Source organism: Arenimonas sp. SCN 70-307 (assembly GCF_001724815.1).
Lineage (GTDB): Bacteria > Pseudomonadota > Gammaproteobacteria > Xanthomonadales > Xanthomonadaceae > Arenimonas.
This window is the reverse complement of the sequence record NZ_MEDO01000001.1, coordinates 124,658-147,767: the sequence shown is the minus strand read 5'-3', so window position 1 is coordinate 147,767 and position 23,110 is coordinate 124,658. Positions and strand designations below refer to the sequence as shown.

Here is a 23,110-nt window from a genome sequence, read left to right as displayed (position 1 = left end):
GGCCTATTCCGTCACCACCTCGCGGTGCATCGGCGCCAGCTTGGCCAGCAGCTTGTTCTGGGCGCTGAAGGGCACGTCGTGGGCGTCCATGGCCACCTGCAGCACTTCCACCAGCCGGTTGAAGTCGGCGCGGTCGATGCCCAGGCCCGCATGCGAGCTCTTCATGTCCCGGCCGCTGTAGGTGCAGTCGCCGCCGAGGATGACGCAGAACTGCTCGGCCAGCTGGCGCTTGACGCGCTCCTGGTCGGCGTTGGCGAAGAACGGGCCCATGCGTTCGTCCGCCAGCAGGCCGGCCATGAAGGTGTCCATCAGGCGGTCGAGGCCCTCGCGACCGCCGAAGGCCTCGAGCACCGGCCGCAGTTCGGGATGGGCCGGCGCCGGGTCGGGCGCGCTCGGGTCACGCTCGGCGGCCGCGTCCAGCGCCGCCTCCTCGGCGGCCAGGCGCGCCTCTTCCTCGAGCATGGCCTGCTCCTCGGGCGTGGTTTGCGCGAACGAAGCGCCGGCCAGGGCCAGCAGGCAGCACAGCACCAGCAGCTTGGTCTTGTTCATCACGATCTCCATGGTTCAGAAGCCCACCTGCAGCGAGGCGTAGAGCCCGCGCTGGTTGTCGGCGATGACGATGTTCCCCAGGTCCACGTAGGCCAGGGTCAGCGAAACATGCTTTGACGGCGCCCAGGCGACGAACACGTCCCAGGCGTCGTTTTCCTCGGCGATGCCCAGGTTGTCGGGCTTCATGCGGTACTCGCCGCCGATGGCGAAGTTGCGGCTCAGCAAGTAGGCCACCGAACCCTCGAACTGCGCCTCGTAGTCGTCGTTGAGGTCGCCGCCGAAGCCCAGGATGCCGAACTGGTTGGCCTTGGTCAGGCGCACGGTGCCGTTGAGCAGCAGGCTCTTGTCGAGCAGCAGCTTGGTGGCGCTGGCGTAGTAGTCGATGCCGCTGTCGTCGCGGGCGCCGACGAAGGCCAGCACGCCGGCCTGGTCGTTGCGCTTGTACTGCGCGCCGACGGACACCTGGGGCAGCCAGGTGTCCTGCTCGAGCACGGCGTCGCCGAACAGGCGCACCTTCACGCCCAAGGTGTCCTGGGTGAAGGTGAAGCCATTGCCCAGGCCCAGCGCGCCGCCCACGGCCTGCGTGTCGAACTTCTGCCGCGAGAAGGACAGCTCGACGCGGTCGTGGAAGCCCACCAGCACGCCGTAGCTGTCGAGCGCGTAGTCGTCCACGTCCACGCGGGTGTAGAAGGCGTTGGCGCCGATCTGGTCGCGCGTGCCGTAGCCGCCGATGACGGCCCAGGGCGTGAGGCCACCGCCCGCGGCGCCCTCGACCTGGGTCACGCCGCCGGTGAGCAGCAGCTTGCCGCCCACACGGTCGCCAGCGTCGCCCGACTGGGCCAGGGCGATGCCCGAAGGGGCGCACAGGGCCAGCGCGAGCAGGCAGCGGGCGGGATGTCTGGCACGTGGATTCATCAGCGGGTCCTCTCGGTGGGCAAGGTGGCGGGCGCGTCGGCGCTGCGGCGCGGCATCGGCATCGGGAAATAGGCAACGACCTGGTCGTTGAGCTCGGGCGGCACCTTCACCAGGTGCCAGACATCGGCGACGCCATCGCCGCCGGCATCGCCGCGCTTGCGATCGGACAGCCAGCGATACAGCGGCTTGCCCTGCCAGGCCCACATCGGCCGGCCGTCGCGGCTGCGGGCGATGGTGAAGGGGCCGTGGGGCTTGGCGTCGGGCTCGGCGTAGAGCGGCGGCCACAGGCGCTCGCACTGCGGATCGCAGCGGCTCTGCCCGGGGGTGTCCTTCGTGTATGTGTAGAGGCCACGCCCGCCCTGCTCGACCAGGACGCCGCGGCGCTGCCAGATCGGCACCGGGCTGGCCAGGGCGATGTCGCGCGCCGAGGGCTGCGACAGCGGCGAGGGCGCCGCGGCCGGCGGTCGGCTGGTGTTCGGCGCGGGCTGTGGGGCTTGCGCGAGTGCGGGCTGCCAGGTCGCCAGGGCCAGGAAGGCGGCAAGCAGCAGGCGGGTCGATGGCATCGGTGGCTCCGGCGGTTCGGGAGGTTTGAATTCCCTTACGCCGCCACCGCGGGCCTTGGATGCACCCTGCTCCGCGCTAGCGCGGCGCCTGCAGCCGCGAGGGCTCGGGCAGCCGCTCGCCCCGGATCAGCAGCAGTGCGCCGTCGGGGCACTGGAAGGCCTGGTGCTTGTCGCCCGGGCTGGCGAGCAGGAAGTCGCCGGCGTGGTAGGCCACGCCGTCGTGCAGGATGGTGCCCGAGAGCACCAGGCACTCTTCCTCGTGCGAATGCGAGTGCGCCGGGATGCTGGCGCCCGCCTCGATGCGCCAAAGCGTGGTCTGGGTGCCGGCCTCGGCATCGAGCCGCAGGGTCTTGATGAAGATGCCCGGCAGGAATGGGGCCCAGTCGCCCTCTTCGGCGCGCACGACCCGCATGCGCCCGGCCGTGGCCGTGGCCAGGATGCGGGCGCGCAGGGCTTCGCTGCGCTGCGGCGACGGCGGCGCCTGCGGCAGCAGGCCCGCGAGGGCCAGCGCCAGCCAGTCGCGATCCTTGGGGCCGGTGTTGCTCACGCCAGGCCCTCCAGGTCGTCGAGCGCGGCGCGCAGGGCCGCCAGCCCGCGGCGGGCGTGCGACTTGACGGTTCCCAGCGGCAGGCCGGTCACTTCGGCGATTTGCGCGTGCGACATCTCTTCACCATAGGCCAGTTCGAGCACCCGGCGCTGTGCGGCGCCCAGGCCGGCCAGGGCGGCCTGCACCCGGGCACCCGCGCCGGCACGCTCGGCGAGCAGCTGCGGCCCGGGCTCTTCACTTTCCACATACGCCAACGGCGTGCCGTCCGGATGCAGGCCCCGCGGCTGCCGGCGGCGGCGCGCCCGGCCGAGGTCGCAGGCCCGGCTCCAGGCCAGGGTCTGCAGCCAGGCCATGACCGCCCCGCGCTCGGGGCAGTAGCTGGCCGCACGCTCCCAGACCTGCAGGTAGACGTCGGACAGGGCCTCCTCGGCATCGTCGGCATTGCCCAGCACCCGCAGCGCGAGCGCATGCAGGCGCCCGACGGTGAGGTCGTAGAGCTGGCCCAGGGCGGAGGCGTCGCCAAACCGGATGCGACCGAGCAAGGCCACCAGCGCGGCCTCGTCGCAGGTGGCCCGGGAGGCCTCGGGCGCGGGGGACTTGAGTCTGGGCATGGGCACGGCTTGGGGAATGCCCCATTAGCCGCCCATCGATCTGCAGGGAATGTGAAGCAAAAAAAGGGCGACCACGCCGTGGTCGCCCAATGAACCCTGCTCTAGGGTTGGAGGCTGGCGGTGCTCCGGGGAGAGACAAGACCGCCAAGCATCCAAAGCAACGCCCGGACCGCGGCGAACCGGCCACGCTGGTCCCGGACGGCACCTGCCCGTCTAGAGCGTTTGCTTTACACTACGGCGCGCCGTAACCCGGCGAGGCCCTGCTGGCCGTTCAAGCAGGCCATTAAATTCAATAACTTGCGGACGCTTTTTAACCTCTTTTCGCAAGCGCGGCCCTCCCCGGCCCCGCGCAGTCCGCCAGACCGGAGCCTTCCATGATCTTCGAAACCATCTCGACCTCGAACCACGAGGAAGTGGTGTACTGCCACAACAAGGACGCGGGCCTGAAGGCCATCATCGCGATCCACAACACCGTGCTGGGCCCGGCCCTGGGCGGCACGCGCATGTGGCCCTACGCCAGCGAGGAAGAGGCCCTGAAGGACGTGCTGCGCCTGAGCCGCGGCATGACCTACAAGGCGGCCGTGTCGGGCCTGAACCTCGGCGGGGGCAAGGCGGTGATCTGGGGCGACCCGAACAAGGACAAGTCCGAAGCGCTGTTCCGCGCCTTCGGCCGCTTCGTCAACTCGCTCGGCGGCCGCTACATCACCGCCGAGGACGTCGGCATCGACGTCAACGACATGGAATACGTGCTGCGCGAGACCGACTACGTCACCGGCGTGCACCAGGTGCACGGCGGCTCGGGCGACCCGTCGCCGTTCACCGCCTACGGCACCCTGCAGGGCCTGATGGCCGCGCTGCAGGTCAAGTTCGGCAACGAGGACGTGGGCAACTACTCCTACGCCGTGCAGGGCGTGGGCCACGTGGGCATGGAGTTCGTGAAGCTGCTGCGCGAGCGCGGCGCCAAGGTCTTCGTCACCGACATCAACAAGGACGCCGTGCAGCGCGCGGTGGACGAGTTCGGCTGCGAGGCCGTGGCCCTGGACGAGATCTACGACGTCGATTGCGACGTTTACTCGCCCACCGCCCTGGGCGGCACCGTCAACGACAAGACCCTGCCGCGCCTGAAGTGCAAGGTCATCTGCGGCGCGGCCAACAACCAGCTGGCCAACGACGAGATCGGCGTCGAGCTCGAGAAGAAGGGCATCCTCTACGCCCCGGACTACGCGGTGAACGCCGGTGGCCTGATGAACGTCTCGCTCGAGATCGACGGCTACAACCGCGAGCGCGCCATGCGCATGATGCGCACCATCTATTACAACCTGGGCCGGATCTTCGAGATCTCCAAGCGCGACGGCATTCCGACCTTCCGGGCCGCCGACCGCATGGCCGAGGAGCGCATCACCGCCATCGGCAAGCTGCGTCTGCCGCACCTGGGCGCCGCCGCGCCGCGCTTCCAGGGCCGCCGCGGCAACTAAGCAAGCCAAGAAACGGGGTCAGGTTCACTTATCGCTGGCTGGCCTGCATTCATCGGGATTGCACGCGCGATAAGTGAACCTGACCCCGTTTCTGTAAGTGAACCTGACCCCCTTTCTTGGAGTTGTTGATGCGTCCGTTTCCGCTTGGTGAGGATCTTGATGCCCTGCGCGAGGCGGTGCGCCGCTTCGCCGAGACCGAGATCGCGCCGCGCGCCGCGCAGATCGACCACGACAACGCCTTCCCGCAGGACCTGTGGCCCAAGCTCGGCGAGCTCGGCCTGCTGGGCATGACCGTGCCCGCCGAGTACGGCGGCAGCGACATGGGCTACCTGGCCCACCTGGTGGCGATGGAGGAAATCTCCCGCGCCTCCGGTTCGGTCGGCCTGAGCTACGGCGCGCACAGCAACCTGTGCGTGGCCAACCTCTACGCCAACGGCAGCGAGGCCCAGCGCCACAAGTACCTGCCCAGGCTGTGCAGCGGCGAGCACAAGGGCGCGCTGGCGATGAGCGAGCCGGGCGCCGGCTCGGACGTCGTGGGCTCGATGAGCTGCCGCGCCGAACTGCGCGACGGCGCGTGGGTCGCCAACGGCAGCAAGATGTGGATCACCAACGGCCCCGAGGCCGACGTGCTGATCGTCTACATGCGCACCGCCGGCAAGGACGCGGGTTCGCGCTGCATGACCGCCTTCCTGGTCGAGAAGGGCATGAAGGGTTTCTCCACCGCCCAGAAGCTCGACAAGCTGGGCATGCGCGGCTCTAACACCTGCGAACTGGTGTTCGACAACTGCGAGATCCCGGCCGAAAACGTGCTCGGCGAGGTCAACCAGGGCGTCAAGGTCCTGATGAGCGGCCTCAACACCGAGCGCCTCGTGCTCACCGGCGGCCCGATCGGCCTGATGCAGGCCGCGCTCGACATCGCCCTGCCCTACGTGCGCGAGCGCAAGCAGTTCGACGCCGCCATCGGCACCTTCGGCCTGATGCAGGGCAAGATCGCCGACATGTACACGGCGCTGCAGTCGAGCCGCGCCTTCGCCTACCAGGTGGCGCGCGACTACGACGCCGGCCATTCGAGCCGCATCGACGCCGCCGCCTGCCTGCTGCACGCCAGCGAGGCCGCCGTGCAGGTGGCGCTCGAGGGCATCCAGGCCCTGGGCGGCAACGGCTACATCAACGAATACGCCACCGGCCGGATCCTGCGCGACGCCAAGCTCTACGCCATCGGCGCCGGCACCAACGAGATCCGCCGCATGCTCATCGGCCGCGAGCTGTTCGAAGGCCGGGCCTGACCCGTTTTTGCCGTCCCCGGCGCTTACGCGGCCTGCCCGGCGCCCACGCTTCCCCACGCCCGCCGCAGCAACGCCGCGGTGCTCGCCCGCGTGGGCTTGCTGGTGACGCGCTCGGCGACCACGGCCTCGGCCAGCGCCCGGTCACCGCTGCCGATGGCTGCCTCGATCAGGCTCAGGTCGTTCAGGTCGCGCTGGGCGTGGCTGCCGCCGAAACGGTGGGCGATCGGGCGCACCGCGCGCAGGCCGCGCGCGGCCCGGCCGTGGTCGCCCTGGGCCAGCGCCGCCAATGCCTCCAGCAAGGGCGCGCCGACCTCCGCCGTGAACATCACGTTGTCGCCCGACCCGGCGATGGCTTGCCGCTGTGCCTCGCGCACCTGCTCGAGCAGGTCGCTGCGACCGGCGCAGAGGAAGGCCAGCGCCGCATGCACGTCGTTGAACGCGTACCAGCCGGCACCCGCCTGCGGCGCCCAGGCCTCGGCCACCGCCTTCCAGCGGTCACCGACGTCCACACCGCGTAGCTGCAGCCGCCAGAGCATCGCCGACGCGTCCACCAGGTCCATCGCCGTCGTGGGCCCGTGCCCGAAGATCGGGCCGTCGAACAGCGCCAGCACGCGTGCCGTCTCGTCGCGCTCAAGGTGGTAAAGCGCCAGGTGCCACCAGTTGTGCACCGCGAAAAAGCTGCCTTCCGACCACGCGGCGACATCCTCGCCCAGCCAGGCGATGCCTTCGTCCACGCGATCCTGCATTTCCATTACATGGGCCACCGCATGCCAGGCCCAGGCGTCTTGCGGGTTGAGTTCGACCGCCCGGCGGCCAAGCGCCTCGGCCTGGTCGTACTGACCCGACTCTTCGAACCCGAAGGCCTGCATGCCCAGCAGCGCGTGGAAACCGGGCATGGATTCCGACCACTGCGGTCGCGCACGGCTGATGCGGTCGCGGAGCATGCGCGCGTCGCCAGTTAAGAAGTCCAGCAGGTGGCCAATCTGCAGCGCCAGCGCATCGCGCGGGTAGGCGATGCTGATGTCCTCGAGCTGGCGCGCGGCCCGATGCCAGGCGCCGTCGGCCCAACTCGTGGCGGCCTGCAGGTGGCCGAGCTCGCGCGGCGTGGCCGGCAGCGACCGTGCGGCCTGCAGCGACTGCCGGACCAATGCCAGCGGCTCCGCCTCGGAGGCCGTGAGATAGAGCCAGGCGAGCATGGCGTGGCCCATCACGAAGCCCGGACTGTCCCGGGTGGCTTCGGCAAGGGTCGCCACCGGGTCGCCGCGATAGCACTGCAGCTGGCCCAGGGCGACACCATAAAGCTCGGCGGCGCGAGGGGAGGCACCCGACAGCGGGTGACCAGAGGAATCCTGGATCGTCATTGGGGGGTCCTGACTTTTGGGGGGAACCGGCGGGCCGGATGCGCCATTCCACGCCAGGCACGGCCCCGCGCGCATCGCCGGGAAGGGCCAATGACCTTTGGGACAGCGGGTGGCGCCCCGGCGACGGGGCTATAATCGAGGGCTGTCATACCTACCCCGGAGTCACCATGTCCAAGGTCGTCATCGTCGGTGCCAAGCGCACTGCCCTCGGGGCCCTGCTGGGCCAGTTCACCGGCGTGCCGGCCACGCAGCTCGGCGCCACCGCCATCCAGGCCGCGGTCGCGCAGGCCGGCGTCGCGGCCGAGAAGGTCGACGAGGTGATCATGGGCTGCGTGCTGCCCGCCGGCCTCGGCCAGGCCCCGGCCCGCCAGGCCGCGCTGGGCGCGGGCCTGCCGACTTCGGTCGGCTGCACCACCATCAACAAGGTCTGCGGCTCGGGCATGAAGGCCGTGATGATGGGCACCGACCTCATCAAGGCCGGCTCGGCCGGCATCGTCGTCGCCGGCGGCATGGAGTCGATGACCAATGCCCCGCACCTGCTGATGAACTCGCGCACCGGCACCAAGTACGGCAGCACCGAGATGCTCGACCACATGGCCTGGGACGGCCTGACCAACCCCTACGACAAGCAGGCCATGGGCGTGTTCGGCGAACTGTGCGCCGACAAGCACGGCTTCACCCGCGAGCAGCAGGACGCCTACGCCGCCGAGTCGGTGCGCCGCGCCCTGGCCGCGCAGGCCGACGGCAGCTTCAAGGACGAGATCGCCCCGGTCACCGTGGCCGGCCGCAAGGGCGACACCCTGATCGACACCGACGAACAGCCGGGCCGCTGCAACATCGAGAAGATCCCCACCCTGCGCCCGGCCTTCAAGAAGGACGGCACCATCACCGCCGCCGCGTCCTCGTCGATCAACGACGGCGCCGCCGCGCTGGTGCTGGCGTCCGAGGACGCCGCCAAGGCCAACGGCCTGGCCCCGATCGCCACCGTGGTGGCCCATGCCACCCACGCCCAGCAGCCCGAGTGGTTCACCACCGCCCCGGTGTCGGCCATCGAGAAGGTGCTGGCCAAGGCCGGCTGGAGCGTGGCCGACGTGGACGTGTTCGAGGTGAACGAGGCTTTCGCCGTCGTGGCCATGGCCCCGATGAAGGAGCTGGGCATCCCGCACGAAAAGCTGAACGTGTTCGGCGGCGCCTGCGCCCTGGGCCACCCCATCGGCGCTTCCGGTGCCCGCCTGCTGGTGACCCTGGTCAATGCCCTCAAGCGCCGGGGCGGCAAGCGGGGCGTCGCCTCGCTTTGCATCGGCGGCGGCGAGGCCACGGCGGTGGCCATCGAGCTGGCCTAAACGGGAAAGAGTCACCCATAGTCGCGTTATTTTTTCGTTAACGAAAAATGGCGCTTGACTACCGTTCAGTTCCTGACATGATTTTCACGACGCGCTCTTAGGAGCGCGTTTGCTGATTTTCGTTTTTTTCCCTACGTCCAGACGAGGAATTCACCAATGTCCCTGAACAAGATCCTGCTCGCCATGGCCCTGGGCCTGGCCCTGGCGGCCTGCTCCAACCAGGCTGAGCAGGCGGCCGACGCGGCCGACGAGGCCGCTGCTGCCGCCACCGACGCCGCCGAGGCTGCTGGCGAGGCCGCCGAGGCCGCGACCGACGCCGCCGCCGAGGCTGGTTCCGAGGCCGCCGACGCCGTCGCCGAGGGTGCCGAGGCTGTTGCCGAGGGCGCCGAGGCCGTGGCCGACGACGCCGCCGCTGCTGCTTCCGACGCCGCCGACGCTGTCGAAGGCGCCGTGGAAGAGGCTGCCGAGGAAGTCGAAGAGGCCGTCGAGCAGTAATCGCTCGCACCTCGGTTTCAAAGCGAACGGGCGCGACGCGAGTCGCGCCCGTTTTCTTTTACACTCCCGGTGTTGTTTCGCCGACGGAAAACCATGAGCCAGCTCAGCAGCCACATCGATCCGCGTGATCCCGAATTCCAGGCCAACGCCGCGCAGCTGCGCGCCGCGGTCGAAGACCTCGAGGCGAAGCTGGCGCAGGTGGCGCTCGGTGGCGGCGAGAAGGCCCGCAACAAGCACACCGAGCGCGGCAAGCTGCTGCCGCGCGAGCGCGTGGCCGCCCTGCTCGACCCGGGCTCGCCCTTCCTCGAACTCTCGGCGCTGGCCGCGGGCGGCATGTACGACGACGCCGCGCCGGCCGCGGGCATCATCACCGGCATCGGCCGCGTGCACGGCGTGGAAGTGGTCGTCGTGGCCAACGACGCCACCGTCAAGGGCGGCACCTACTTCCCGATGACGGTGAAAAAGCACCTGCGCGCGCAGGAAGTGGCGCTGGAGAACAACCTGCCCTGCATCTACCTCGTCGATTCCGGCGGCGCCTTCCTGCCGCTGCAGGACGAGGTGTTCCCGGACAAGGAGCACTTCGGCCGCATCTTCTACAACCAGGCCCGGCTGAGCGCGCGCAACATCCCGCAGATCGCCGTGGTGATGGGCAGCTGCACCGCCGGCGGCGCCTACGTGCCGGCGATGTGCGACGAATCGATCATCGTGCGCGAGCAAGGCACCATCTTCCTGGGCGGCCCGCCGCTGGTGAAGGCCGCCACCGGCGAAGTGGTGGACGCCGAATCGCTGGGCGGCGCCGACGTTCACACGTCCGTGAGCGGCGTGGCCGACCACTACGCCGAAAACGACCGCCACGCGCTGCAGATCGCCCGCGACATCGTCAAACACCTCAACCGCCGCAAACAGCTGCCGGTGGCCGTGCAGCCGCCGCGCGAGCCGCAGTATCCCGCCGAGGAGCTCTACGGCATCGTGCCGCGCGACACGCGCCGGCCCTTCGACATCCGCGAGGTCATCGCCCGCGTGGTGGACGGCAGCGAGTTCCAGGAATTCAAGGCACGCTACGGCAAGACCCTGGTCTGCGGCTTCGCGCACATCCACGGCTATCCGGTGGGCATCGTCGCCAACAACGGCATCCTGTTCGCCGAGAGCGCGCTCAAGGGCGCGCACTTCATCGAGCTGTGCAACCAGCGCGACATCCCGCTGGTGTTCCTGCAGAACATCACCGGCTTCATGGTCGGCAAGAAGTACGAAAACGCCGGCATCGCCAAGGACGGCGCCAAGATGGTCACCGCCGTGGCCTGCAGCCACGTGCCGAAGTTCACCGTGGTCATCGGTGGCAGTTTCGGCGCCGGCAACTACGCCATGTGCGGCCGCGCCTACGGCGCCCGCTTCCTGTGGATGTGGCCCAACGCCCGCATCAGCGTGATGGGCGGCGAGCAGGCCGCCAGCGTGCTGGCCACGGTCAAGCGCGACGGCCTCGAGGCCGCCGGCAAGGCCTGGAGCGCCGACGAGGAAGAGGCCTTCAAGTCGCCCATCCGCGACCAGTACGAGCGCCAGGGCCACCCCTACTACGCCAGCGCCCGCCTCTGGGATGACGGCATCATCGACCCCGCCGACACCCGCCGCGTGCTCGGCCTCGCCCTCTCGGCGAGCCTCAACGCCCCCATCGAAAAAGACCGCTTCGGCGTCTTCCGGATGTAAGGCATGCCAAGCCGGGTCTGGAGCAAACTGGAGATACCGCTGCGCGAGCTCGCCGCCCCTCTGCCCGCTAGGCGATTCAGCTTCATAACCTATCGCCAGAGAGCGATCGAGACGCCGTCCGCTGCAAGCTAGAGAATTTTTCCCGGTTGGCGTCGTCTCGCTGCCGTGGAGAGGCAGCGGGCCAGGAGATATCGGTATCATCGCCAGGGAGCCTACCTTGCGAGCACCAAATGATCGTCGGCATCGACCTCGGCACGACCCATTCGCTGATTGGTTATTACTCGCCCGACGGACCCAGACTCATTCCAAACGCTCTCGGGAGCGTGCTTACGCCCTCCGTCGTAGCCATCGACGATCAAAAACGGCTCTTGGTTGGAGAGGCGGCGAGGGACAAGCTCGCGATAGAACCAGCCTGCGGTGCAGGCACGTTCAAGCGGTTCATGGGCACCGACCGACAGATACTCATCGGCAACCAGGCATATCGCGCCGAGGAGCTCTCGGCCATGGTCCTTCGCGCCCTGGTCACTGATGCGGAAGCCCACCTTGGCACTCCGATTAAGGAAGCCGTAATAAGCGTACCGGCGTACTTCAGCGACGCCCAGAGGAAAGCGACCCGCGCTGCCGGCGAACTGGCGGGGCTGAAGGTGGAAAGACTGATCAATGAGCCCACTGCAGCCGCCCTCGCCTATGGCCTCCAAGAGAAGAAGGATGAGGCCACCTTCCTCGTCTTTGACCTCGGCGGCGGCACGTTTGACGTCTCGATCCTCGAGGTCTTCGATGGCGTGATGCAGGTCCATGCAACCTGCGGCGACAATCATCTGGGTGGAGAGGATTTTCTGCAGGCACTTTTGGAGGATGTCTGCAGTCAGTGGAACCTTCGATTACAGGACCTCCCCGCAAGCCTGCGCGCACAACTGGCATCCCGAGTCGAGCGCGCAAAGCGGCAGTTGAGCCTCTCTGCTTCGGCCACGATCGAGATGAAGATCGAGGGCCGGGACTTAACCTGGAACATCGACGAGCCCCACTTCGCGAAGATTGTGGATCCACTCATCCAGCGGCTTCGCCAGCCCATTGAGCGGGCTTTGCGCGACGCCAGGCTCGACCCGCAGCAGCTCGATGAGATCGTGCTGGTTGGGGGCGCATCTCGAATGCCGCTCGTATCCCGCCTCGTGGCCCGCATGCTTGGCCGCCTTCCGCTTCGGCACATTAATCCAGACGAAGCAGTTGCCGTCGGAGCAGCGGTGGCAGCGGGAATGAAGGCGCGGGATGAGCGCCTTGAGGAAGTCGTCCTGACGGATGTAAGTCCTTACACGTTGGGCGTGGCTACCGCCCGCCTCGAGTCTACTGGCCGGCAAGCGGGCGGCTATTTCGCCCCCCTCATTGAGCGCAACTCCACTGTCCCGGTGAGCCGGGTAGAGCGATTCTGGCCGCTCACCGACATGCAGACCGAGCTACGGCTCGAGGTATACCAGGGAGAGAGCCCGATGGTCGCCAACAACATCAGGCTTGGCCAGCTCCTGTTGAAGCTGCCACCCCGGCCAGTACAAGAGAACCCGGTCGACGTTCGCTTCACCTACGACGTCAACGGAGTGCTTCAGGTGGAGGTGAGCGTGATCTCGACGGGCGAGAGACATGAGCTGTTTCTAGAGCAGAACCCAGGGACGTTGAGCCAGACAGAGATAGCCGCTCGCTTCGCCGCGCTCTCGGCGATCAAGACGCATCCCAGGGAAGACCTTGCCAACATCGCCCTGATGGCCCGCGCTGAACGACTCTATGCCGAGCATCTTGGTGACGCCCGGAGGTACGTGCAGGACCTCCTTGCCCGATACCTGGAGGTTCTGGAGAGCCAGAACCTCCAGATGATCGCCCGTGCCCGCCAGCAGTTGATTTCGGCATTGGATGAGTTCGAGGGTTCGAATCACTGATGGACAAGCGCTACCTCTCAGCACTTGGACTAGATCGCAGCGCGGACGAACGAGCTGTTAAGCGCGCTTATGCCGACAGGCTCAAATCACGCAGGCCCGACGACGATCCTGTGGAGTTCCAACGACTGCACGAGGCCTACCAGCACGCACTGGCCTACGTGCGCCAGCGCGCAGAATCCAGGGCGCAAGGGGTAACGCTCAAGATCGAGCCCACCGCACAGCAGCTTGAAGCTACCACCCCTTACGGTACGTTCGCACCGATAACGCCGCCCGACGAGGCCGGTGGGAGCTTCAACAACCCCGGCGCAGATCACATCCGGATTGAGGATCGTCGCGAGGAAGTGGCCATGCTCCCTCCAGGCGAACTCATCGAGGCGATGCTGCTGGCCGCCAGGACGCCTCCTGCTGAATTCGAATCCTGGCTGCAGTCGCGACCCGAGCTCTATTCAATTCCAGGGCGGAACTGGCTGATCCCGTTGGTCATGGAAGCACTCGAATCATCGACTGAGCTTCCCTCGCCGGAGTGCCTGCGCATCCTCCTGGCGTTCTTCGGACTCGATCAGGTTGACCGAAGAACCCTCAACTTGCAGCCCAGGCTGGAGCGCCTGAAGGATGTCGCCCACCGGCAGCACCAAGTCCTCGTCGGGCCAGACATGAGCTTCATGTTCAACGAAGACGGCAGCCCCAGGGTCAAGGCCCAGTCCTGGGGAACCGCGCCTGTCTTCCCGGCAATACTTGTAGTGCTGTTGTTTGGTGCGCTGGCGCGCTGCGTGCCCAACGCCGACCATCGGGTTCCGGCGGAAACTCCTCCGCCGCCGGTGCGGGAGCAAGAATGGGTGCCTCTGGACGGTCAACCCAAGCCCATTCCGGACTGGCGCTACAAGCCACCGGTAGAGCTTCCTCCCAAAGACAACCCGGGCGATAGCAAAAGCAATCAATAGGGTCCTGACGACCGTTATCGTCTCCCCCAATCGCAGCAGCCCCCAAGCAGCAACTGCCCATTGGGGGGCGTTAACGGGGGCAACTTGCGCAAGCACCACAGCGCGTGCCGCAGCCCGGGGCGGCAGCTCTCACCGGCGGCCGAAGGGCGAGCCCTAGATTTTGCAGCCACGCCGGGCGGCCGGGGCGCTCGAGGAAATACGACAGCCGCGCCTGCGCCTGCCACGCCGCGCGCGGCGCCAGGCGGCGCAGCACCGAAAGGCTGCACGCCAGCACGATGGCCGCCACCACCAGTGTCTGCAGCAGCGGACTCATGCCGCCCTCCCCGGCCATGGCGCCACGTGGCTCATGACATCAGCCACGCGGTGGTCTGGTAGGTCACCAGCGCCGCCAGGTAGGCCAGCGCGAACAGGTAGGCGGCGGCGATGCCGGCCTGCTTCCAGCTGTTGGTCTCGCGCTTGATAACAGCAAGCGTGGAAAGGCACTGCGGCGCATATACGTACCAGACCAGCAGCGACAGCGCGGTGGCCAGCGACCAGTCGGCGGCAATCAGCGGCGAGAGCTGGGTGATGGCCTCGCTGTCGTTGGCGGCCGAGAGCGCGTACACCGTGGCCAGCGCCGCCACCGCTACCTCGCGCGCGGCCAGGCCGGGAATCAATGCGATGCAGATCTGCCAGTTAAAGCCGATGGGCGCGAAGAGCGGCTCCATCCAGCGGCCGATCCTGCCGGCCAGGCTGTAGTCGATGGCCGGCATCGTGGCGCCCTCGGGCGGGGCCGGGTAGCTGGCCAGGAACCACAGCAGCACCGTCAGCGACAGGATGATGCCGGTGACGCGGCGCAGGAAGATGCTGGCGCGCTCCCACAGCCCGATGCCCAGGTCCAGGGGATTCGGCAGCCGGTAGCTCGGCAGCTCGAGCAGCAGCACGTGCTCGCCGCCGGTGCGGCGCAGTTTCTGGATCACCCAGGCCGCGGCCATCGCGCTGACGATGCCGCCCACGTATAGCCCGAACAGCACCAGGCCCTGCAGGTTGAACACGCCCCACACCGGCTGGTCGGGGATGAAGGCGCCGATGAGCAGCGTGTACACCGGCAGCCGCGCCGAGCAGGTCATCAGCGGCGCCACGAGAATGGTGGCCAGGCGGTCGCGCGGGTCCTGGATCGAGCGCGTGGCCATCACGCCCGGAATGGCGCAGGCGAAGCTCGAGAGCAGCGGGATGAAGCTGCGGCCGGTCAGGCCTGCGGCGCGCATGGGGCGATCGAGCAGGAAGGCCGCGCGCGGCAGGTAGCCCGATTCCTCGAGCGCGAGGATGAAGGTGAAGAGCAGCAGGATCTGCGGCAGGAACTCCATCACCGTGCCCAGGCCGGCGAACAGGCCGTCCTGCACCAGGCTGCGCAGCGGGCCGTCGGGCATTTGCCCGGCCAGCCACTCGCCGGCCACGGAAATCGAGCCGGCCAAGGCGTCCTGCAGCGGCGCGGCCCAGCTGAAGACGGCCTGGAACACCAGGAACATCACCACCGCCAGGATCGCCAGGCCCCAGACCGGATGCAGCAGCACGCGGTCGAGGCGCTCGTCGAGGCGGCTGGTGCGCTCGGGCATGGACACGGCCTCGGCCAGCAGCGCCTGCACCTGCGCGTGCAGGTCGCCGTGGTCGTCGCCGGGCTCGGGCGCCGGCGGCAGCGCGGCGTCCAGGCGCGCCAGCAGCGGCGCGGCGCCTTCGCGCTTCACCGCCACGGTTTCCACCACCGGGATGCCCAGGCGCTTCTCCAGCGCCGCCAGGTCGATGCGGATGCCGCGCCGGCGCGCCACGTCCATCAGGTTCAGGGCCAGCACCATCGGCCGGCCCAGGCGGCGCAGCTCGAGCGCGAAGCGCAGGTGCAGGCGCAGGTTGGTGGCGTCGGCCACGCACACCAGCAGGTCGGGCACCGGCTCGCCGGGCAGCTCGCCGCGGCAGACCGCGCGGGTGATGGCCTCGTCGGGGCTGGTGGCGTCGAGGCTGTAGGCGCCCGGCAGGTCGAGCACGCGCACGCTGCGGCCGCCAGGGGTGCGGAACGCGCCTTCCTTTCGCTCGACGGTGACGCCGGCGTAGTTGGCCACCTTCTGGCGGCTGCCGGTGAGGCGGTTGAACAGCGCCGTCTTGCCGCAGTTCGGGTTGCCCACCAGGGCGATGTTGAGCGCGCCCATCAGGCGCCCGGCACCTGCAGCTTCACGCGGGCGGCTTCCTGGCGGCGCATGGCGAAGCGGGTGAAGCCCACCTGCACCAACAGCGGGTCGCCACCCAGCGGGGCGCGCGTAACGAGGCGCACGGTTTCGCCGGGCACGAAGCCCAGGTCGCGCAGGCGGCGGGCGACGATGTCGTCGGGGCCGGCATCGTGCACGTCGTCGACGGTGCCGTGGGCGCCGGTTTCGAGATCGGAAAGGACCATGGTGGCCGTTCGCTTCCTGAGAATGATTCGCATTATAGGGCCGGGCCGGTGCCGGCAACAGGGGCTGGCGCTGCCGGCCGTCGGACCGCTGCCGCTATCATGGCCGCTTCCCGCGGGAGTCCCCATGACCGACGTCATAAGAATCGACCGCCAGGGCGCCACCGCGCGCCTGGCCCTGGCCCGGCCCGGCGTACACAACGCCTTCGACGACACCCTGATCGCCGAGCTCACCGAAGCGCTGCTGGCGCTGGACGCCGACCCGTCGGTGCGCGCGGTGGTGCTGACCGGCGACGGCAGCACCTTCTCGGCCGGCGCCGACCTGGGCTGGATGCGGCGCATGGCCAAGGCCAGCGAACAGGAGAACCTGCAGGACTCGCTGAGCCTGGCGAAGCTGATGCGCACGCTCAACTTCCTCTCCAAGCCCACCCTCGCCCGGGTCAACGGCTCGGCCTACGGCGGCGGCGTGGGCCTGGTTGCCTGCTGCGACTACGCCATCGCCACCGAAGCGGCGAAGTTCTCGCTGTCGGAAGTGAAACTGGGCCTGGTGCCGGCGGTGATTTCGCCCTACGTGGTGCAGGCCATCGGGCCGCGCCATGCGCGCCGCTACTTCACCGGCGCGGAGGTGTTCGAGGCGCGCGAGGCGCTGGCCATCGGCCTGCTGCACGAGGTGGCGCCGGAAGGCCAGCTCGACGAGCAGCTCGACCGCACCCTGCACTTCTGGCTCAAGGGCGGCCCCGTCGCCCAGCGCGAGGCCAAGCAGCTGGCGCTGCGCATGGCCGGCATGACCCCGGAGGCCGCCGAACGCACCGACGCCGAAAACGCCGCCCTCATCGCCCGCCTGCGAGTATCCCCCGAAGGCCAGGAAGGCCTCACCGCCTTCCTCGAAAAACGCCGCCCTGTTTGGGTTTAGGTTTGAACGCGGATCAGATCGGATGGGAGCGGATAAGAGCGAATTGTTGGATGGAGAGCTGACCGAGAAGGTTATTGGTGCATTCTTTGCCGTCTACAACGAACTGGGCTCCGGGTTTCTTGAGCAGGTCTACGAAAATGCCTTGTCGATCTGTTTGCGCGAGTTGGGACTTTCCGTCCTCCAACAGACTGCCGTTGATGTCTACTTCCGGGGAAATCGCGTAGGCGAATATCGGGCAGACTTGATAGTCGACGGTCGCTTGCTGGTCGAGGTGAAGGTCGCGACCACCATCTCACCTGCGCACGAAGCCCAGTTGGTCAACTATCTGAAGGCAACCGGCCTGCCTATTGGCCTTCTCCTCAACTTCGGCCCACACCCCCAGTTCAAACGCCGGATACACTCAGGAAGAAATCCGCTGTTATCCGCTCCCATCCGCCCTAATCCGCGTTCAAAAACCAATGTTTGAGAAAGTACTGATCGCCAACCGCGGCGAGATCGCCTGCCGGGTCATCCGCACCTGCCGCAAGCTCGGCATCCGCACGGTGGCCGTTTATTCCGAGGCCGATGCCCGGGCGCAACATGCGCGGCTGGCCGACGAGGCCTGGCCGATCGGCGGGCCGCGGCCGCAGGACAGCTACCTGCGCGGCGAAGCCATCCTCGAGGTGGCGCGCAAGTCCGGTGCGCAGGCCATCCACCCCGGCTACGGCTTCCTGAGCGAGAACGCCGACTTCGCCGAGGCTGTCGAGGCCGCCGGCCTGGTGTTCATCGGCCCCAAGGCCGCGTCCATGCGCAAGATGGGCAGCAAGGCCGGCGCCAAGCAGCTGATGCACGCGCGCGGCGTACCCGTGGTGCCCGGCTACACCGGCGAGGACCAGGACCCCGCCAAACTGCAGGACGAAGCCAACCGCATCGGCTACCCGCTGATGATCAAGGCCGCGCACGGCGGCGGCGGCAAGGGCATGCGCATCGTCAATGCCGCGGCCGAGTTCGCCGCCGCGCTCGAGAGCTGCCAGCGCGAGGCCGCCGGCGCCTTCGGCCGCGACCGCGTGCTGCTCGAGCGCTACATCGGCCGCCCGCGCCACATCGAGATCCAGGTCTTCGGCGACCACCACGGCCAGGTCATCCACCTGGGCGAACGCGAATGCTCGGCCCAGCGCCGCTACCAGAAGGTGGTGGAGGAATCGCCCTCGCCCTTCCTCACGCCCGACCTGCGCGAACGCATGGGCCAGGCCGCGGTCGAGGCCGCGCGCGCCATCGATTACGTCAACGCCGGCACGGTGGAGTTCATCGTCGGGCCCGAGGGCGATTTCTATTTCATGGAAATCAACACCCGCCTGCAGGTCGAGCACCCCGTCACCGAGCTGGTGACCGGGCTGGACCTGGTCGAGTGGCAGCTGCGCGTGGCCGCCGGCGAGCGCCTGCCGCGCCACCAGGGTGAAATCGAGAGCCGTGGCCACGCCATCGAAGTGCGCCTGTACGCCGAAGACCCGGCCGCCGGCTTCCTGCCGGGCTCGGGCAAGCTCTCGGTGCTGCGCCTGCCGGAGCCGTCGGCGAATGTGCGCCTGGATGCCGGCGTGGTCGAGGGCGACACGGTCACCATCCACTACGATCCGATGATCGCCAAGCTCATCGTCCACGATGCCGACCGCCCGCGCGCCCTCGCCCGCCTGCGCGAGGCGCTGGCCGACTGCGAGGTGGTGGGCCCGAAGTCGAACATCGCCTTTCTCGAAAACCTCGTGCGCCACCCCGAGGTGGTCAACGGCACCATCCACACGGCGTATCTCGACCGCCACCTCGACGACGTGCTGCCCAAGGAGGCGCCGCTGCCGCCGGCCGTGCTGGCCCTGGCCGCCAGCGCCTGCCTGCTGCACGACGAGGCCGCCACCGCGGCCGCCACCGCCGCCAGCCCCGACCCGCACTCGCCCTGGGGTATCGCCGACGGCTGGCGACTGGGCCACGCGGGCGACCGCCTGCTGTGCTTTGTGTATCGCGGCGAGCGCATCGAACTGCATGCCCGCGGCAGCGCCGGCGACTACCAGCTCGGCGGCGCCGGCTTCGACAGCCGCGTCGTCGGCGCCCGCCTCGGGGCCGGTCGCCTCGTCGCCGAGGTCGACGGCCGCCAGCAGCGCGTGCGCGCCCGCGCCGACGCCAGCCATGTGCTGGTGCACGACGGCGACCAGCGCTTCGTGCTCGAGCGCGTGCCCGCCTTCCGCTTCGACGACGCCGGCGCTGGCCACGGTGCCGGCCGCCTCACGGCCCCCATGCCCGGCCGCGTGGTGCTGGTGAAGGCCGCGCCCGGCCAGGCCGTCGCCGAGGGCGAGGAGCTGCTGGTGATGGAAGCGATGAAGATGGAACTGAGCCTGCGCGCCCCGCGCGCCGGCACGGTCGCGAAGGTGCAGGCCGCCGCCGGCGAGTTCGTCGAGGCCGACGCCGTGCTGCTGACGCTGGAGGATGCATGAGCGCCCTGCCCACCGCGGTGCGCATCGTCGAGGTCGGCCCGCGCGACGGCCTGCAGAACGAGAAGGCCATCATCCCGGCGGCCGCCAAGATCGAGCTGATCGACCGGCTCTCGGCCACCGGCCTGCGCAGCATCGAGGCCACCAGCTTCGTCAGCCCCAAGTGGGTGCCGCAGCTGGCCGACGCCGCGGAGGTGTTCGCCGGCATCCGCAAGGCGCCCGGCGTGAGCTACCCGGTGCTGGTGCCCAACCTGCAGGGCTACGAGCGGGCGCTGGCGGTGGGCGCGAAGGAAGTGGCGGTGTTCAGCGCCGCGTCCGAGGCCTTCAACCGCAAGAACATCAACGCGGGCATCGACGAGAGCATCGAGCGCTTCCTGCCCGTGCTCGAGCGCGCCGGCGCCGACGGGGTGAAGGTGCGCGGCTACGTCTCCACCGTGCTCGGCTGCCCCTACCAGGGCGAGGTGCCGCTGGCCGACGTGGTGCGGGTGGCGCGCCGCCTTCACGACGCCGGCTGCTACGAAGTCTCGCTCGGCGACACCATCGGCATCGGCACGCCCGGCAAGGCCCGGGCCATGCTGCGCGCGGTGGCGGCCGAAGTGCCGATGGCGGCGCTGGCCATCCATTTCCACGACACCCGCGGCCAGGCCCTGGCCAACATCCTGGCCTGCCTCGAGGAAGGCGTGTCCGTGGTGGACTCGGCCGTGTCGGGCACCGGCGGCTGCCCCTACGCCCCGGGCGCCAGCGGCAACGTGGCCACCGAGGACGTGGTCTACATGCTCGAGGGCATGGGCATCGCGACCGGCGTGGACCTGCCCGGGCTGGTGGACACCGGCCGCTGGCTGGCCGCCCTGCTCGGCCGCGCCTCCGGCAGCAAGGTCACCCTGGCCCAGCCCGGGGCCTGAAGCCGGCGTTCGCGGGGCCGGTGTATGCTCGGGCCAACGCACCCGGGGGCCGTCGGCCGACGCTGGCATGGATGAAGGCAAGCAACCCGTCGCCCTGAATGGCGACGGCGACGAGGCGGCCTCCGCCGCCGCGCACGAAGCCCTGGTCAGCCGCCTGGAAGCGCTGCTGGCGGAGGGCCGCGGCTGCGACGACCCGGTGCTGCTCTCGCAATTGCTGGCCGCCCTGCATGAAGCGCGCCGCGAGGCGAAAAGCGCCCGCCTGCGCTACCGCGAGCTGTTCAACGCCGTGCCCGACCCGGTGAGCCTGATAGACACCGACGGCCGCATCGTCGACCTCAACATCGCCGGCGAGAAGGCCTACGGCCGTCCGCGCGAAGAACTGGTCGGACGGCTCGTGCACGCCATCAACCCCGACCTGCCCGACGACCACATGGCGCCGGTGCTCGAAGCCCTGGCGCGCGACCAGACCCACGTGGTCGAGGTCTACAACATGCGCCAGGACGGCACGCGCTTCCCGGTGGAGGTGCATTCGGCGCGCTTCGTCGACGGCGCGCAGCAGTTCATCATCGCCGTCGCCCGCGACCTCACGCGGCGGCGCGAGGCGGAGCAGAACTACAACGCCCTGCTCTCGGCCATGGACAAGGGCGTGCTGGTGCAGGACCACGAGGGCCGCGTGCTCTCGGCCAACGCCGCCGGCATGCGCCTGCTGGGCCTCGACGAGGACCGCGACGTCACCGCCGGCCTGCACTGGCAGGACTGGCTGGTGGTGGACCACCGCGGCTGGCCGATCCGCTTCGGCGAGATGCCGCCGCTGCGCGCGCTCAAGACCGGCAAGTTCGTGCAGTCCACCCTGCTCGGCCTCTACCACGTGCAGCGCAAGCAGCTGACCTGGGTCACGGCCACCTCGGTGCCGCAGTTCCGGCCCGGCGAGGACACGCCCTACCAGGTGATCTCGCTGTTTTCCGACGTCACCGAGCTCAAGCGCGACAGCGCGCTGTTCCTGCGCACCCAGGCGCTGGCGCGCATCGGCGGCTGGGAGTGGGACGGCGGCCGCGGACGGCTCTACCTCACCGACGAAACCCTGCGCATCATCGGCCGCAGCGACGACCCGCCGGTCAACCTCGAAGATGCGCTGATGCACGTGGTGCCGGCCGACCGCGGCAAGGTCGAGGCGGCGCTGGAGAGCGTTCTGCGCGACGGCGGCGCCTTCGACATGGAAATCCAGATGCGCTCGCCCGACGGACGCTCGCACTGGGCGCGCCTGATCGGCCAGTCCGAGGGCCGCGCGCCGATGACCGCGCGCATCACCGGCATCCTCCAGGACATCACCCAGCGCCGGCAGATCGAGGAAGCGCTGCGCAGCCAGGCCCGCACCGACGCGCTGACGGGCCTGTTCAACCGCGACGGCGTGCTCACCGAGCTCGAGCGGCGCGTGGCCGAAGGGCGCGAAGGCGTGACCGTGGTGTACATCGACCTCGACCGCTTCAAGCTGGTGAACGACCTGCTGGGCCACGCCGCGGGCGACCAGCTGCTGGTGAACGCGGCGCGGCGCCTCGAGGCCTGCGTGGGCGAGCAGGACGTGCTGGCGCGCTTCGGCGGCGACGAGTTCCTGGTGCTGGCCGACACCCGCCGCGACCCGGCCGCGGGCGAACGCCTGGCCGAGCTGATCACCCGCGCCTTCGGCGAGGGCTTCCGCTACGCCGGCGAGGAATTCACCATCACCACCAGCGTGGGCCTGGCGCGCTTCCCGGAACACGGCAAGACCGTACAGCAGCTGGTGAACAACGCCGACGCGGCCATGTACGCCGCCAAGCACCGCGGCCGCAATACCTGGCAGAACTTCACGCCCGAGCTCGCCCGCCAGCAGCACGATCGCGTGCAGGTGGAGGCGCAGCTGCGGCGCGCGCTCGACAACGGCGAGTTCCGTCTGGTCTACCAGCCGCTGGTGGACCTGGCCGACGGCCGGGTGCGCTCGGCCGAGGCGCTGATCCGCTGGTTCAACCCGATCCTGGGCGAGCAGCCGCCGGACCACTTCATCAACCACGCCGAGACCACGGGCGACATCGTGCGCATCGGCGCCTGGGTGATCCAGGCCGCCTGCCGGCAGATGGCCGCGTGGATTGCCGCCGGCAACGCGCCGGGGCGCATCGCGGTGAACGTCTCCTACCGCCAGTTCCTCAACGAGGAACTGCTGCAGGTGGTCGGCCAGGCCCTGGCCGAGAACCAGCTGCCCGGCGAGCGCCTGGAGCTCGAGTTCACCGAGCGCGTGCTGATCGAGGACGCGCCCGACACGGTGCGCACCTTCGAGGGCCTGCGCCAGCTGGGCGTGGTGCTGACCATCGACGACTTCGGCGAGGGCTACAGCGCGCTCAACTACCTGCGCCGGCTGCCCATCCACGGGCTCAAGCTTTCGCAGGGTTTCCTGCGCGGCGTGCCGGGCAACGACTCGGACGCCGCCATCTGCCAGGCCGTGGCCGGCATCGCCCAGGCCTTGGGCCTGGAAGTGGTGGCCGAGGGCGTGGAATCGTCGGCCCAGCGCGAGTTCCTGCTGGGCCTGGGCATCCGCACCGGCCAGGGCTTCCTCTTCAGCGCCGCCCTGGACCCCGACGCACTGGCCGCCTACCTGCGCCAGAACGGCGGCGCCCCTCTCCACGGCTGAGCCGGGGACAGGTGCATTTTTCGCCGCCGGGGCGCCCCGCCTGCCGGGC

The 23,110-nt window shown here is 69.2% G+C and carries 21 protein-coding genes; 12 read left to right on the top strand and 9 right to left on the bottom strand.

All coding sequences use genetic code 11. The annotated features are described in order from the left end of the window. Window positions 1-3 precede the first annotated feature (3 nt). The 5 genes from ABS41_RS00700 to ABS41_RS00680 all read right to left on the bottom strand — a co-directional run bounded on the left by ABS41_RS00700 (window position 4) and on the right by ABS41_RS00680 (window position 3,185). Window positions 4-549 carry a group 1 truncated hemoglobin gene (locus ABS41_RS00700; protein ID WP_290589001.1) on the bottom strand — a complete coding sequence of 182 codons (546 nt, stop codon included), beginning with the start codon at window positions 547-549 and terminating at the stop codon, window positions 4-6. Window positions 550-564: 15 nt separating this feature from the next. Further along, entirely contained in the window at window positions 565-1,464 is a 900-nt protein-coding gene (locus ABS41_RS00695; RefSeq protein WP_290588994.1) for a DUF3034 family protein, read from the bottom strand. Then, entirely contained in the window at window positions 1,464-2,027 is a 564-nt protein-coding gene (locus ABS41_RS00690; RefSeq protein WP_290588991.1) for a hypothetical protein, read from the bottom strand. Before ABS41_RS00690 ends, ABS41_RS00695 begins: the two co-directional genes overlap by 1 nt. A gap of 76 nt (window positions 2,028-2,103) precedes the next feature. Continuing rightward, complete coding sequence (locus ABS41_RS00685) at window positions 2,104-2,574, bottom strand: cupin domain-containing protein (protein ID WP_290588988.1); 471 nt, start codon at window positions 2,572-2,574, stop codon at window positions 2,104-2,106. Beyond that, on the bottom strand, window positions 2,571-3,185 hold the full coding sequence (locus ABS41_RS00680; protein WP_290588985.1) for a sigma-70 family RNA polymerase sigma factor: 615 nt from the start codon (window positions 3,183-3,185) through the stop codon (window positions 2,571-2,573). Before ABS41_RS00680 ends, ABS41_RS00685 begins: the two co-directional genes overlap by 4 nt. A 374-nt stretch (window positions 3,186-3,559) precedes the next feature. On the opposite strand from ABS41_RS00680, the gene ABS41_RS00675 reads away from it, so the two are divergent. Beyond that, window positions 3,560-4,660: a Glu/Leu/Phe/Val dehydrogenase dimerization domain-containing protein gene (locus ABS41_RS00675; protein ID WP_290588982.1), complete on the top strand. Its 1,101-nt coding sequence runs from the start codon at window positions 3,560-3,562 to the stop codon at window positions 4,658-4,660. A gap of 128 nt (window positions 4,661-4,788) precedes the next feature. Beyond that, the gene (locus tag ABS41_RS00670; RefSeq protein WP_290588979.1) at window positions 4,789-5,946 is read left to right on the top strand and encodes an isovaleryl-CoA dehydrogenase; all 1,158 of its coding nucleotides are present in this window, start codon (window positions 4,789-4,791) and stop codon (window positions 5,944-5,946) included. A 23-nt stretch (window positions 5,947-5,969) separates the two neighbouring features. Here ABS41_RS00670 and ABS41_RS00665 read toward each other — a convergent pair whose 3' ends face one another. Next, a complete protein-coding gene (locus ABS41_RS00665) occupies window positions 5,970-7,307 on the bottom strand; it encodes a tetratricopeptide repeat protein (protein ID WP_290588976.1) in 1,338 nt (445 codons plus the stop codon). Window positions 7,308-7,474: 167 nt separating this feature from the next. Between ABS41_RS00665 and ABS41_RS00660 the strand changes: the two genes are divergently transcribed. The 5 genes from ABS41_RS00660 (at window position 7,475) to ABS41_RS00640 (ending at window position 13,712) form a co-directional block, all read left to right on the top strand. After that, entirely contained in the window at window positions 7,475-8,650 is a 1,176-nt protein-coding gene (locus tag ABS41_RS00660) for a thiolase family protein (RefSeq protein WP_290588973.1), read from the top strand. 156 nt (window positions 8,651-8,806) lie between these two features. After that, window positions 8,807-9,145 (top strand): hypothetical protein, encoded by a 339-nt coding sequence (locus ABS41_RS00655; RefSeq protein ID WP_290588970.1) that lies wholly within the window; start codon window positions 8,807-8,809, stop codon window positions 9,143-9,145. Between the two features lie 93 nt (window positions 9,146-9,238). Continuing rightward, entirely contained in the window at window positions 9,239-10,846 is a 1,608-nt protein-coding gene (locus ABS41_RS00650) for a carboxyl transferase domain-containing protein (RefSeq protein WP_290588967.1), read from the top strand. A 230-nt stretch (window positions 10,847-11,076) separates the two neighbouring features. After that, window positions 11,077-12,771 (top strand): molecular chaperone HscC, encoded by a 1,695-nt coding sequence (locus ABS41_RS00645; RefSeq protein WP_290588963.1) that lies wholly within the window; start codon window positions 11,077-11,079, stop codon window positions 12,769-12,771. Then, the gene (locus ABS41_RS00640; RefSeq protein WP_290588960.1) at window positions 12,771-13,712 is read left to right on the top strand and encodes a hypothetical protein; all 942 of its coding nucleotides are present in this window, start codon (window positions 12,771-12,773) and stop codon (window positions 13,710-13,712) included. The genes ABS41_RS00645 and ABS41_RS00640 overlap by 1 nt, the downstream gene beginning before the upstream one ends. Window positions 13,713-13,782: 70 nt before the next feature. Here ABS41_RS00640 and ABS41_RS00635 read toward each other — a convergent pair whose 3' ends face one another. From ABS41_RS00635 to ABS41_RS00625, 3 genes are read right to left on the bottom strand one after another with little or no spacing between them, the layout of a single operon-like run. Beyond that, on the bottom strand, window positions 13,783-14,025 hold the full coding sequence (locus ABS41_RS00635; RefSeq protein ID WP_290588957.1) for a DUF6587 family protein: 243 nt from the start codon (window positions 14,023-14,025) through the stop codon (window positions 13,783-13,785). A gap of 31 nt (window positions 14,026-14,056) precedes the next feature. After that, a complete protein-coding gene (locus ABS41_RS00630) occupies window positions 14,057-15,892 on the bottom strand; it encodes a ferrous iron transporter B (protein ID WP_290588954.1) in 1,836 nt (611 codons plus the stop codon). Next, window positions 15,892-16,134, bottom strand: a complete 243-nt coding sequence (locus ABS41_RS00625; protein WP_290588951.1) for a FeoA family protein — start codon at window positions 16,132-16,134, stop codon at window positions 15,892-15,894. Before ABS41_RS00625 ends, ABS41_RS00630 begins: the two co-directional genes overlap by 1 nt. A gap of 124 nt (window positions 16,135-16,258) precedes the next feature. Here ABS41_RS00625 and ABS41_RS00620 point away from each other — a divergent pair, with 124 nt between their 5' ends. The 5 genes from ABS41_RS00620 (at window position 16,259) to ABS41_RS00600 (ending at window position 23,061) form a co-directional block, all read left to right on the top strand. Next, window positions 16,259-17,044: an enoyl-CoA hydratase-related protein gene (locus ABS41_RS00620; RefSeq protein ID WP_290588948.1), complete on the top strand. Its 786-nt coding sequence runs from the start codon at window positions 16,259-16,261 to the stop codon at window positions 17,042-17,044. Between the two features lie 22 nt (window positions 17,045-17,066). After that, window positions 17,067-17,510: a GxxExxY protein gene (locus ABS41_RS00615; protein WP_290588945.1), complete on the top strand. Its 444-nt coding sequence runs from the start codon at window positions 17,067-17,069 to the stop codon at window positions 17,508-17,510. Beyond that, window positions 17,503-19,503 (top strand): acetyl/propionyl/methylcrotonyl-CoA carboxylase subunit alpha, encoded by a 2,001-nt coding sequence (locus ABS41_RS00610; protein WP_290588942.1) that lies wholly within the window; start codon window positions 17,503-17,505, stop codon window positions 19,501-19,503. The genes ABS41_RS00615 and ABS41_RS00610 overlap by 8 nt, the downstream gene beginning before the upstream one ends. Window positions 19,504-19,508: 5 nt before the next feature. Continuing rightward, window positions 19,509-20,402: a hydroxymethylglutaryl-CoA lyase gene (locus tag ABS41_RS00605; RefSeq protein WP_290589219.1), complete on the top strand. Its 894-nt coding sequence runs from the start codon at window positions 19,509-19,511 to the stop codon at window positions 20,400-20,402. Window positions 20,403-20,469: 67 nt separating this feature from the next. Next, on the top strand, window positions 20,470-23,061 hold the full coding sequence (locus ABS41_RS00600; RefSeq protein WP_290588939.1) for an EAL domain-containing protein: 2,592 nt from the start codon (window positions 20,470-20,472) through the stop codon (window positions 23,059-23,061). Window positions 23,062-23,110: the final 49 nt, after the last annotated feature.

Bases quoted from the DNA above. Each gene is read 5' to 3' on its own strand.
- ABS41_RS00680 (WP_290588985.1), bottom strand. From the start codon at position 3,185: ATGCCCAGACTCAAGTCCCCCGCGCCCGAGGCCTCCCGGGCCACCTGC.
- ABS41_RS00630 (WP_290588954.1), bottom strand. From the start codon at position 15,892: ATGGGCGCGCTCAACATCGCCCTGGTGGGCAACCCGAACTGCGGCAAG.
- ABS41_RS00615 (WP_290588945.1), top strand. From the start codon at position 17,067: ATGGGAGCGGATAAGAGCGAATTGTTGGATGGAGAGCTGACCGAGAAG.
- ABS41_RS00665 (WP_290588976.1), bottom strand. From the start codon at position 7,307: ATGACGATCCAGGATTCCTCTGGTCACCCGCTGTCGGGTGCCTCCCCT.
- ABS41_RS00660 (WP_290588973.1), top strand. From the start codon at position 7,475: ATGTCCAAGGTCGTCATCGTCGGTGCCAAGCGCACTGCCCTCGGGGCC.
- ABS41_RS00610 (WP_290588942.1), top strand. From the start codon at position 17,503: ATGTTTGAGAAAGTACTGATCGCCAACCGCGGCGAGATCGCCTGCCGG.
- ABS41_RS00670 (WP_290588979.1), top strand. From the start codon at position 4,789: ATGCGTCCGTTTCCGCTTGGTGAGGATCTTGATGCCCTGCGCGAGGCG.
- ABS41_RS00640 (WP_290588960.1), top strand. From the start codon at position 12,771: ATGGACAAGCGCTACCTCTCAGCACTTGGACTAGATCGCAGCGCGGAC.
- ABS41_RS00695 (WP_290588994.1), bottom strand. From the start codon at position 1,464: ATGAATCCACGTGCCAGACATCCCGCCCGCTGCCTGCTCGCGCTGGCC.
- ABS41_RS00600 (WP_290588939.1), top strand. From the start codon at position 20,470: ATGGATGAAGGCAAGCAACCCGTCGCCCTGAATGGCGACGGCGACGAG.
- ABS41_RS00645 (WP_290588963.1), top strand. From the start codon at position 11,077: ATGATCGTCGGCATCGACCTCGGCACGACCCATTCGCTGATTGGTTAT.
- ABS41_RS00620 (WP_290588948.1), top strand. From the start codon at position 16,259: ATGACCGACGTCATAAGAATCGACCGCCAGGGCGCCACCGCGCGCCTG.
- ABS41_RS00700 (WP_290589001.1), bottom strand. From the start codon at position 549: ATGAACAAGACCAAGCTGCTGGTGCTGTGCTGCCTGCTGGCCCTGGCC.
- ABS41_RS00635 (WP_290588957.1), bottom strand. From the start codon at position 14,025: ATGAGTCCGCTGCTGCAGACACTGGTGGTGGCGGCCATCGTGCTGGCG.
- ABS41_RS00690 (WP_290588991.1), bottom strand. From the start codon at position 2,027: ATGCCATCGACCCGCCTGCTGCTTGCCGCCTTCCTGGCCCTGGCGACC.
- ABS41_RS00655 (WP_290588970.1), top strand. From the start codon at position 8,807: ATGTCCCTGAACAAGATCCTGCTCGCCATGGCCCTGGGCCTGGCCCTG.
- ABS41_RS00650 (WP_290588967.1), top strand. From the start codon at position 9,239: ATGAGCCAGCTCAGCAGCCACATCGATCCGCGTGATCCCGAATTCCAG.
- ABS41_RS00625 (WP_290588951.1), bottom strand. From the start codon at position 16,134: ATGGTCCTTTCCGATCTCGAAACCGGCGCCCACGGCACCGTCGACGAC.
- ABS41_RS00675 (WP_290588982.1), top strand. From the start codon at position 3,560: ATGATCTTCGAAACCATCTCGACCTCGAACCACGAGGAAGTGGTGTAC.